Raw genomic sequence first — 12,163 nt, 5'->3', positions numbered from 1 at the left:
TCAACGGCATGATAACGTCAGAGTAACGTTCTGGAAATCTCCTCGTCACGGAAAGGCGACACGTAAATACTTGAAACGCGGTTCGAGCAAGAGGTTCGAACCGCGTTTGTCGTTTCGACGGATGAAGGAGATTCCAATGCACCGAACTCGCACCCTGCCCTCCTCGTCCCTCGCGCGCGGCGCGTTGGCATTGCTGCTCGCGCTGCTGCTGGGACTGTCCCTGCTTCCCCCGACCGCAAACGCGGAGCCCTCTGCGGGAACGGATGCGCTCATCGACCCGCCGGGCAACCTTCAAGCGGTGGCGGCGCATGACCACATCGAGCTTACCTGGGATTCCGTGGGCAACGCCGAGCGCTACTCGATATACCGCAGCGGTTCGTCCACCGGTCCTTGGGACCTTCTCGCGGACAATCTGACAGAAACCTCGTACGAGGACTACTACAACATCTTCCCCGATTATCCCTATTACTACTACGTGACTGCGTTTTACGGCGAAGTGGAAAGCGCTCCGTCCACCATCGCCAGCGTCACGTGGCCCGCGCCCGTGCAAACCTACCCGCTAACCTACGTGCGCAACTACACGCCCGAAGACGCGTGGTTCACGCCCGGCGGAGACTTCGCCGAAGGCGATCCCGTGTCCCCAAGCAGCGCCGCGTCGGTGGGCCTTTTGCAAGACGACTACACCCGCAGCGGCTACCGGTTCTTGGGTTGGAGCACTGATCGATCCGCGACTCAGGGCTCGATGGCTGCGTTCGACATGCCGAATGCGGCCGTGTCGCTGTACGCCGTATGGGCTCCCGAGTACGCCGTGGTCTACGACGGCAACGGCAACGACGGCGGCATCGTGCCGGCGGACGCGGCGGCCTATCTCGAGAACGAAACCGTGACCGTGGCCACAGACGAGCCCACGAGGGACGGCTACACCTTCGCCGGCTGGACCGCCGACCACGACGGCAAGGTCTACCGCGCGGGCGACACGTTCGCCATGCCCAAGGGCGGCGCGCGCCTCGTGGCCAACTGGACGCCGAAGGCGGCCGGACCCCACGACCAAAACCAAGCCGCCAGGCCAAGCGCGCCTGCGAACGCGTCTGCCGCCGGGCCCCTGCCGAAGGCCGGCGACGGGGCGGCCCCGCTCGCCCTCGCCCTGGCTGCTTTGACCGCGCTCGGGGCATCGGGCGCGCTCGTCGCCCGCAGGAAGGCGAAATAAGCGCCTGCCGGAATTCACGCCCTCGCGTTCGATAGAGTCGCAACGACGAAAGCCCCGGACTCCGGGGCTTTCGTCGTTTTACCGCAGATCGACGTCGATCCGAACGCCGTTTGCACGCCCGATCGACCCTTCGCAATCGACCACCGGCGAGCCGAGGCCCCGTCAACGGTCCGATAACGTCGGGGTAACGATACGGAAGTTCCGTGACATGTTCAAAACAGTTTATGAATACTTGAGACACGGTTTGGGTGCGAAACCAAGCCGTGTCTTTTTGTCGCACATCGACAAGCGAAGGAGAAAACCCCATGCACACCATCCGCACCTTGCCCACATCGCCTCCAGCGCGTCGCACGACCGCAGTTCTGCTCGCGCTGCTGCTGGCACTCTCGATGATCCCCCTGGCCGCGTTCGCCGGGACGTCTGAGGAAACGTACGACTTGCCCGCTCCGCCGAGCAACGTCCAGGCGTCGGCCGATCAGGATCTCATTCGGATATCTTGGGATCCGGTCGACGGCCAAGCAATCTATGCCTTGTATCGAAGTGAGACGGGAACAGATCCCTGGCAGACGGTCAATGTGACGTCGTCCACTTCATGGGCGGACACAAGGGCCGAACCGGGCAAAACCTATTACTATTTTCTAATCGCTTATATAAACGAAGAGGGAAGCGACCCTTCCAACATCGTGAGCGCGAGGATCCCCCTGCCAACCTACCCGGCCACGTATTACCGCAACTTCGACGCCGACGACCAAACCAGCTTGTTCATCGGCGATTTCGAACAGGGCGACACCTTCACGCTTGCTAACTCCGCGCCCTCTGATTGGGATCGAAGCGATTACCGGCTCCTAGGCTGGAACACCGACCGCACGAGCACTGAGGGCGACATGGGCGAGTACACCATGCCCAACCATGCGGTGTCGCTGTACGCCATATGGGGCTCTTTGCACCGGGTGACCTACGACGGCGCCGGCGCCGACGGCGGCATCGTACCAGTTGACAGCAACAAGTACCTCGCGGGCGAAGAGGTGACCGTGCCCCGCGAAACGCCCACGAAAACAGGGTACACGTTCGGCGGGTGGAAGGAGCCCGTCAGCGGAAGGGTGTGCCAACCGGGCGGCCTGTTCCTCATGCCGGAGCAGGATACCACCCTCGAAGCCCTCTGGGCCGAGCACGCCGACGCCGGCCAGAACATGCTCGAACTGGACGACGACGACCTCACCGCGGGCGACACCGTGCGGTTCACCGCCACGGGCCACCGCCAGGACGCCACGGGCTCTGCCGGCGGGGAGACGCGCTTCGTCCCCGTGTCGTGGACCATCGCCCCGATCTTCGACGGAGTCTCCTTTCCCTTCGACAGCTCCTACCCCTTCCGGGGCAGCGCCATCATGAGCACGCCCGGCAGCTACACGGTGACGGCGGTCTACCAAGAGCAGTTCTTCAATATCTGCTGCGACACCTGGGAGCCCACGGACAACACGACCACGCTCACGAAGCCCTTCACGGTGAAGGGGCAGCTCCACGACCTCGTCTACAACCGCAACTACACGCCCGACGACGCGACCGTCCAACCCGGCGGCACGTTCCGGCTGAACGACCCGCTGGCCTTCAGCGGCATCGGCTCGGTGGGCGTGAGCGGCGCCGACTGGTCCCGCGACGGCTACCGATTCATGGGCTGGAGCGCCGACCGCGCCGCCGAGCAGGGCGCCATGGACGGCGTCATGCCCGACGAGCCCCTGACGATGTACGCCGTGTGGGCTCCCGAGTACGCCGTAACCTATGCGGGCAACGGTCACGACGGCGGCACCGTGCCCGTGGACGAACTCGCGTACGTCAAGGGCGACACGGTGACCGTGGCTTCCGATGCACCCACGAGAACCGGGTACTCGTTCGCCGGCTGGAAGGCCGACCACGACGGCAAGACGTACCGCGCCGGCGACACGTTCGCCATGCCGGAAGGCGGCGCGCGCCTGGTGGCCCAGTGGACTCCGAAGGCAGCACCGGGGCCGAACGGGGGCGGCTCCAAGGCCGCACCGGCGGCCTTGTCGAAGATGGGCTTCCTGCCCAAGACCGGCGACGAGGCCGTGCCGTTCGTCCTCCTGGGCGTCGCCGCGGCTGCCGGTGCGCTGGGCGTGCGCTCCCTGCGCAGGAGGAGGCAGGGGTAGCGCCATCTGAGAAAAGCCACGCTGAACCGCGTTGATGCCGAACGAGGGGCTTCAGCCCCGAAGCAAAGGGCCGGATGGATTCCGGCCCTTTGCTCTGCGCGAACGGGATGACACGGAGCCTTATGGGAGAAACCGAGCACGCGCTCTCGGTTTTCGTTCCTCGTTTTTGGCCGACCGTGCGTTTTAAACGATACGACAACGCCGGGGTAACGAACGGGCAATCTGCGTGACACAACAAAAACAATTAATAAATACTTACGAAACGGAATCGATAGCAAATCCACTTTGTACGCCCTATCGATCCTCGCAAAGAAGGAGATTCCCATGCACACAATCCGCGCCCTATCCCCCTCTCCCCCTGCGCGCCGCGCGCTGGCGGCCCTGCTCGCGCTGTTGCTCGCGCTCTCGATGCTGCCCCTGAGCGCGTTCGCCGATCAAGGAGCCGCATCGCGCGCGCCCCTTGATCCGCCACCGGATCACTTTCAAGCGCAGGCATTGTCATCGAGCACCATCCTACTAACCTGGGATCCTGTGACCGATGCCCAATCTATCGGGATATACCGATACAACCCCGTTAGCGACGACTACGACATGATCGACGAGGTGGGCTCCGATACCACCTTCTACATCGATCAATTGCTCGAAGCGAACACCACCTACTACTACGCTATCGACTGCTGCAAAGATGGAGTTCGCAGCTATTGGTCCGATTTCATCGGCGCGAAAACTCTTTCGGACAAGGTAGCGCACGAGCTTACCTACTACTGCGTTTATCCCGACGGTCTCGAAATGATCCCCGTGCTTGGAGGAAGCTTTTTTCAAGACGACTCTGTGACCCTTCCCGACATCTCGTCGGTAGGCGGCGAGGATTGGTCTCGATCCGACCTGAGGTTCCTGGGCTGGAGGAACGCGGCCGATGGCCTGGTATACCAGGCTGGAACCAGGTTCTCCATGCCCGACGAAGCGGCGGAGCTCCAAGCCGTCTGGGAGGCCCCGAACAAGGTGACCTACTTGGGCAACGGAGCCGTCGACGGTACCGTGCCCGTGGACAACCAAAAATACTTCCCGGGAGACCCCGTGACCGTGTCGTCTCTCGTTCCCGCATCACCCAAACCCGAGCTCACGTTCAGCAGCTGGCTGAACTCCGCAACCGGCCACCTGGCTCAACCGGGCGACACGTTCGTCATGCCTGAAAGCGACGTTGTGCTCTTCGCCCTCTGGGCCGACAACGCCGACGCAGGGAAGAACGCGTTGGAACTGGACAAGAACTACCTGCGCCCGGGCGAGGCGGTGTCGTTCACGGCCACGGGCGACCGACAGGATGCCGTGGGCGGCACCAACGGAGAAACGCGCTATCTCCCCATGTCGTGGACCATCGAGCCGCTCCACCGCGACGTATCGTTCTCGCACACGTTCCCCTTCACGGAAAGCGTTGTTATCCAAGATCCCGGCACGTACACGCTGAAGGCGTTCTTCGTCAAGCAGGCCTATGACAGCACATCCGACAGCTGGAAGGCCGCAGGCGGGAACGCGACGCTCACGACCGACTTCGTCGTGCGCGAAGCGCAGCAGACCAACCCCGTTCTCTACCGCTGCGATTATCCTATTGGCGGCGGCGGCCTCTTCGAGTACGGCGGAGACTTCGCCGCGAGCGACCACGTGACCTTGAGCGACATCACGTCGGTGGGCACGAACGGAGCCGACTGGTCCCGCCCCGACCTCAAGTTCGTAGGCTGGCAAGACGAGTTCGGCCAGGTGATGTCCGCCGGCACCGAGGTCCTCATGCCCGACCGGCCCCTCGAGCTCACCGCCGTCTGGGAGATCCCGCATCAAGTGCTCTACCTCGGCAACGGCGCCAACCCCGACTCCGTGCCCGTGGACAGCCAAAGCCATTTCGCGGGAGACCTCGTGGCCGTGTCGCCGAACATCCCCGTGTGGCCCGGACACACGTTCACCGGCTGGCTCAGCCTCACCGACAACCTCACCTATCAGCCGGGCGACATGTTCGCCATGCCGGAAAACGACGTTTTGCTCCTAGCCCAATGGTCCGGGCAATCCGGCGCGAGCGAAGCCGATGCAGACAAGAACACGCTCGTACTGGACAACGACGTTCTATATTTGGGCGAACCGGTTTCGTTCACCGCCACGGGCGACCGTCAAGACGCCGCGGGCGTTTCCGACGGCGACACGCGCTACGTCCCCGTCACCTGGACCGTCGACCCGTTTTCCGACATTCCCTTCACCGACCGGTACCCCTTCACGGGCAGCGTCATAGCGCTGAACCTCGGTGTCCAATCGGTGACGGTGACGTTCGACAAGCAGATATACAACGTTTCGCTCGGCAATTGGGTTTCGACTGGCGAGACCGCGACCCTCTCGGAGCCCTTCATCGTGCTGGAGCAGACGAACCCGCTCACCTACCATCGCAACTTCGCTCCCGATGATCCCGTTACCGCGAACGGCGGGGACTTCGCGTCGAACGTCCTCGTCCCCCTGAGCGATATCACGTCGGTGGGCGGCAGCGAGGACTGGAACACGCGCAGCGACTACCGGTTCCTCGGGTGGAGCGAAGATCCCACGAACGCCTGGGGCATCACGACCTGGTACCCCATGCCCGACAAGCCGCTTGACCTGTACGCCGTCTGGGGCCTTCTGTATCCGGTGACCTACGACGGCGACGGCGCCGACGGCGGCACGGTGCCCGTCGATGACAACAAGTACGTGGTGGGCGATTTGGTGGACGTTTCCCTCGACACGCCCACGAAAACCGGGTACACGTTCGGCGGCTGGCTGAACACCTGCACCGGTCGCGTGCATCAGCCGGGCACCTCGTTTTACATGACGGAAGACGGAGCGAACCTCAAAGCCCTGTGGGCCGAGCACGCCGACCAGGGTCAGAACACGCTCGTGATAGATGACGACGACCTGATCTCGGGCGAGATGATGACGTTCACGGCCACGGGCCATCGCCAAGACGTTCAGGGCTCCGCCGGCGGGGAGACGCGCTTCATCCCCGTGTCGTGGACCATCGAATCGGTCCTCCCCTTCCTGCCGTTCGCCAACCAGCATCCTTTCACGGGCAGCTACGTGACGAACGCCCCCGGCACCTACACCCTGACGGCGGTGTTCGTCGAGGAGTTCTACAACATCTGCTGCGGCACCTGGGACCCCACGGGCCAATGCGTGTCGCTCTCGGCTCCCTTCACCGTGAGGGCTCCGGGCGCCTACGCCGTGGTCTACGACGGCAACGGCCACGACGGCGGCACCGTGCCCGTCGACGCGCTCGCCTACGCGAAGGACGACGCCGTGACCGTGGCGGCGGGCGAGCCCACGAAGGCCGGGCACGTGTTCGCCGGCTGGAAGGCCGACCATGACGGCAAGGTCTACCGCGCCGGCGACACGTTCGCCATGCCCGAGGGCGGCGCGCGCCTGGTGGCCCAGTGGACCCCGCAGGCGGCTCCGGGACCGAACGGCCAGCTCGCCAAGCCGGGAACCCCGGCCGCCTTGTCCAAGGCGGGCTTCCTGCCCAAGACCGGCGACGAGGCCGTGCCGTTCGTCCTCCTGGGCGTCGCGGCGGCGGCCGGCGCGCTGGGCGTGCGATCCCTGCGTAGGAAAGCCGAGTAAAGCTCGCCTGCGGCAACCGCGCCCGATACGGCGCGGCAACCCGCGACATTGAAAGGGCTCCGGTTCGCCGGGGCCCTTTTCTGTTGCACGGATGACCTTTTACGTTCTCCTCGGCCAGACGAATTCGGCTTCGACCGCCTCCGCGCCTGCTTGCCCAGAACCGACGTCCCGGTCGAAACCGCCTCTTTTTCAACGCGACGGCAACAGCAGGGAAACGGTACGGCAATGATCGTGACATAGCGGCAACGGCTCGCCTACATCCGCTACGCGATCTGGATAATGGGGTGGCGAAAGTCGCATTACTACCCGTACCCGAAGGATGAAGGAGATTCCCATGCACCCCATCCGCACCCTATCCGCATCGCCCCCGGCACGCCGAGCGCTCGCAATTCTGCTCGCGCTTCTGCTGGGACTGTCCCTGCTCCCCTTGGCCGCATTCGCGGATTCGTCCGCGCAGGATGCCGATCCTCCCGGCCCTCCCACGAACGTCGCGGCTTCCGCCATCACGCCCGGCGATATCATGCTGACTTGGAGCCCCGTCGCTGACGCTGACAGCTACAACGTGTACCGCAGCATGTCGCAGAACGGCCCTTACACACAGTCGGGTCAGACGACGGGAACGAACTATGTCGACTCGGCGCTGCAGCCGGACACAACCTACTACTACGTTGTCACGGCCGTTGTCAGCGGCAGCTCGGGCCCTCGGTCCAGCCCCGTCAGCGCCACAACGCACGCGCTCCCCCCGCAGCAAGCCGACCCGAATTTGAACATGCTCGTGATGGATAACTACGAGCCGTATGTGCACGAAGGATTCGGGTTCACAGCTACAGGTGACCGTCAGGATGCCACGGGCACCGTGAACGGGGACACGCGCTACATCCCCACATCGTGGACCATCAGGTCGGACCTTTCCGGCTTCTTCCCCAGCGCGTCCCCCTACAAAGACAGCGTGATCATCGACCAACCCGGCGACTACACCCTCACGGCCACGTACACCTTGCAGCGATTTATTCCGAGCATAGGCTGGATACCAATGGACAGCACCGCAACGGTCTCAGTCGATTTCACCGTCAAAGCGTACGCCTACGAGCTCACCTACCTGCGCAACTACACGCCTGAGGACGCGTTCTTCTCGCCCGGCGGCAGCTTCGAAGAGCATGCCTTCGTGCCCGCAAGCGACATCACGTCAGTGGGCATTCCGGGCGACGACTGGACCCGCGCCGACGGCTACGCCTTCGGCGGCTGGCTGGACCGGGAAAGGGGCGTCGTGTATCAACCCGGCGAGCAGGTTCCCATGGTGAGAGGCGGCGTGAGCCTGGTCGCCCTCTGGGGCGCGATGCCGGACCCCGGCAAGAACACGCTCGTGCTGGACAACCATGAGCCGTACCAGGGCGAGCCGTTCTCGTTCACAGCCACGGGCGACCGGCAGGACGAACCGGGCACCGTGAGCGGCGAGATGCGCTACACTCCCGTGTTGTGGACCATCACCACGAATCTCTACGGCGACTTCACCAGTTCGTCGCCGTATAAGGTAAGCGTGGCCATCGACCAACCCGGCGACTACACCGTAAAGGCCGTTTTCGCCTTGGAGCAGTACGTCGCGGGCACCGGCTGGCAGCGCATGGGCCGCAACGTGACGCTCTCGGAGAACCTTACCGTCAAGGAGCGCACCTTCGCGCTGTCCTACTATCGCAACCACGCGCCTGACGACACGACCGTCGCGCCGGGAGGCGAATACCCCGCCGGCACGCTGGTTCCCCTGAGCGACGTGTCCGAGCTGAGCCCTGATTTCACCCGCACGGGCTACCGCTTCGTAGGCTGGAACACCGACCGCGCCGGCAACGGGGGCGTCATGGGCAACTACCTCATGCCGAACGGGCCCGTGTCGCTGTACGCCATCTGGGCTCCCGAGTACACGGTGACCTACGACGGCAACGGAGCCGATGCCGGCACGGTGCCCGTCGACAACGGCGCGTACCTCGCGGGCGATCCGGTGAACATCCCCGCCGAGGCTCCCACGAGAACCGGGTCCGGATACGCCTTCGCCGGATGGCAGAGCTCCGCAGACGGCCATGTGTACCAGCCCGGCGACCGCTTCGCCATGCCCGAAGGGGGCATCACCCTCACCGCCCTATGGGCGAAGCAGGCTGACAAAGGCAACAACACGCTCGTGATCGACGACGACGATCTGACCGTGGGCGAAGCGGTTCGGTTCACGGCCACAGGCGACCGGCAAGAGGCCACCGGCGACGTGAACGGCGAAACGCGCTACGATCCCGTGTCGTGGACCATCACGCCGCTTCTCTCGAACCACATGCCCTTCACCAACCAGCACCCCTTCACGGACAGCATGGTGATGGACACCCCGGGCAGCTACGTTCTGACGGCGGCCTTCGCCATGCGGGTGTACGACGCCGGCATGGACGCATGGCATCCCATGGGCGACCTTGAGATGATATCGGTTCCCTTCACCGTGAAGGCCGAGGCCCATCCGCTTACGTACCTGCGCAACCACACGCCCGAAGACGCGTGGTTCGCGCCCGGAGGCGACTTCGCCGCAGGCGACGCCGTGCAGCCGAGCGACATCGCTTCGGTGGGCACCGTGCACGACGACTGGACCCGCGAGGGCTACCGGTTCATGGGTTGGAGCACCGACCGCTCCGCAACCCAAGGCACCATGGACGCCTTCGACATGCCGGACGGGCCCCTGACGCTGTACGCGGTCTGGGCGTCCGAGTACGCCGTGACCTACGACGGCAACGGCCACGACGGCGGCACCGTGCCCGCGGATGCGCTCGCCTACGTCAAGGGCGACGCCGTGACCGTAGCGGCGGGCGAGCCCACGAAGGCCGGGCACGTGTTCACCGGCTGGAAGGCCGATCACGACGGCAAGGTCTACCGCTCCGGCGACACGTTCGCCATGCCGGAAGGCGGCGCGCGCCTGGTGGCTCAGTGGACTCCGCAAACGGGCGGCGGCTCGGGTGAAAACCCTGCCGGCGGATCGAGCGCTGGCGCATCCAAAGGGGCGCCCGCGTCCCTGTCGAAGATAGGCTTCCTGCCCAAGACCGGCGACGAGGCCGTGCCGTTCGTCCTCCTGGGCGTCGCGGCAGCGGCCGGCGCGCTGGGCGTGCGCTCCCTACGCAGGAAGATGCGCGAGTAGCCCCCCCCCCGTTAATCGACGGTGACAGCGGCGCGCTCGCACCCATGAGAACAGGGGCTCCGGTTCATTCGCCGGAGCCCCTCCCTTTCCGAAGCTGCCAGGGCAATGCCCTCACGCCGCAATGCCCGTCTCGGCGCGCGAACGCGCGGCCCGCCGCTCCCCTCACGTGCCGGTAACGGCGAAACAACAATACGGAAAGCGCCGTGACGTGCCGGAAACGACTCGCGGCCAGGCGGTTCGCGCTTCGGATAATGAATGCGCACCGCATTGCTAACCGTTCCCCGAAGAACGAAGGAGACCCCTATGCACAACATCCGCACCTTGCCCGCCCCCTCTCCGGCGCGCGCCGCGCTGGCGATCGTCCTTACGCTGCTGCTGGCGTTCTCGACGCTCGCCCCCGCAGCGTACGCAGAACCGTCTCCAGAAGCGGACGCGAGCATCGAGAAGCCCCTGAACCTGAACGCGCAGGCGCAATCGTCCGACACGATCGTGACGACCTGGAGTTCCGTTGCCGGCGCCCAAACCTACGAGGTGTACCGCAGCACGAGCGAGCCGGGCCCTTACGAGCTCATCGGCATCTCGACGTCGACGGATTTCGTGGACGTCGGCCTCGTTCCGAACACGACCTACTATTACCGCGTCGTAGCCGTGGACGGCAGCGGCAACCGCAGCGACATGTCCGACACCGCCTGGGCAACAACGCTCGACAAGCTCTACCAGCTGTTCTACTACCGCAACTACGACTCCGGCGACACGACCTCCGCCTTCGGCGGCGAGCTCCGCGAAGGCCAAACCCTTCACCTGAGCGACATCGCGTCGGTGGGCCCCGGAGGCGGTGTCGGGGCCGACTGGACGCGCCCCGGCTACCAGTTCGTAGGGTGGGAGGACACGGCCACCGGCGCCGTCTACCAAGCCGGCGAAGCGTTCGCCATGCCGTTCGGCGGCACGTCGCTGCGCGCTCTGTGGGCGGCACGGTACACGGTGACATACGACGGCAACGGGGCCGACGGCGGCACCGTGCCCACCGACGCCAACAACTACGCCGCGGGCGATCCGGTGACGGTGGCATCCGACGAGCCCACCAAGACCGGCTACGCGTTCGCCGGCTGGACGCTCGAGAACGACGGCTCCGTTCACCGCGCGGGCGACACGTTCGCCATGCCCGACGGAGGAGCGCTCCTTACGGCCCGCTGGGCCCCGCAAGCCGACGCGCACCAAAACGCGCTCGCCTTAGACAACGACGACCTGCTCGCGGGCGACGACGTGGCGTTCCTGGCCACGGGCCATCGTCAAGACGAACCGGGCACCGTGGACGGCGAAACGCGCTACGTGCCCGTGTCCTGGACCATCGGCTCGACCGCGAACGGCAGCTTCCCCGCCGCTTCGCCCTACCGCTCCAACGCGACGATGAGCGAGCCCGGCAGCTACACCGTCACGGCGACGTACGCCCAAGAACGCTACGTCGCCGGCACGGGATGGCAGCGCACCGGCGCGACGGAAACGCTCTCGCAGGACTTCACGGTGAGAGCCCGGCCGGTCGACCCCGTCGACCCCGTGAACCCCGTGAATCCGACCGACCCTGCGGACGAGCAACCGCCGCTCGTGCAGGTGTCCAAGGCCGGCCTGCCCAAGACCGGCGACACTGCCCCGTTCGTCGTTCTGGGAGCCCTGGCCGCCCTCGGCGCCTTCGGCGCCCTGGTTGTCCGAAGGAAGCTTAACTAACCGGCTTGCGGGAGCTGTGCCGAATCGCCAAACGCACGCTTCTCGCCACCACCTTGTAGGGCAAGGGCTCTGCCCTTGCCGTTAACCTGGTGAAACGTTGCTTGCCGAGCGGCAAGGGCAGAACCCTTGCCCTACAACATACTTGGAGCAGCGCGTTCGGCGCGGCCCCGTCGAAAAACCTGACAGCAATGCCGACGCGGCTCGTTGGAGCACCTTGGCAACGCCCCTACAACGAGGAAGGCTCCGGATCTCCGGAGCCTTCCTCGTTTTCCGCGCAGTCGTTTTCGC

At 65.1% G+C, this 12,163-nt stretch carries 5 protein-coding genes; all 5 read left to right on the top strand.

What is annotated here, in order from left to right:
- Positions 1 to 136: 136 nt before the first annotated feature.
- The 5 genes from HCH03_RS14690 (at position 137) to HCH03_RS14670 (ending at position 11,875) form a co-directional block, all read left to right on the top strand.
- Complete coding sequence (locus HCH03_RS14690; protein WP_221690093.1) at positions 137 to 1,207, top strand: InlB B-repeat-containing protein; 1,071 nt, start codon at positions 137 to 139, stop codon at positions 1,205 to 1,207.
- 683 nt (positions 1,208 to 1,890) lie between these two features.
- Complete coding sequence (locus HCH03_RS14685) at positions 1,891 to 3,369, top strand: InlB B-repeat-containing protein (RefSeq protein ID WP_221690092.1); 1,479 nt, start codon at positions 1,891 to 1,893, stop codon at positions 3,367 to 3,369.
- Between the two features lie 324 nt (positions 3,370 to 3,693).
- Entirely contained in the window at positions 3,694 to 6,993 is a 3,300-nt protein-coding gene (locus HCH03_RS14680) for an InlB B-repeat-containing protein (protein WP_221690091.1), read from the top strand.
- A 334-nt stretch (positions 6,994 to 7,327) separates the two neighbouring features.
- Positions 7,328 to 10,153 (top strand): InlB B-repeat-containing protein, encoded by a 2,826-nt coding sequence (locus HCH03_RS14675; RefSeq protein ID WP_221690090.1) that lies wholly within the window; start codon positions 7,328 to 7,330, stop codon positions 10,151 to 10,153.
- A gap of 303 nt (positions 10,154 to 10,456) precedes the next feature.
- Positions 10,457 to 11,875 (top strand): InlB B-repeat-containing protein, encoded by a 1,419-nt coding sequence (locus HCH03_RS14670; RefSeq protein WP_221690089.1) that lies wholly within the window; start codon positions 10,457 to 10,459, stop codon positions 11,873 to 11,875.
- The last annotated feature ends 288 nt before the right edge of the window (positions 11,876 to 12,163 follow it).

Origin of the sequence: Gordonibacter massiliensis (ex Traore et al. 2017), from assembly GCF_019731765.1 — a bacterium.
Taxonomy (GTDB): domain Bacteria; phylum Actinomycetota; class Coriobacteriia; order Coriobacteriales; family Eggerthellaceae; genus Gordonibacter; species Gordonibacter massiliensis.
Note: the sequence above shows the minus strand (reverse complement) of the source record. Positions and strands in the feature narration are given on the sequence as shown.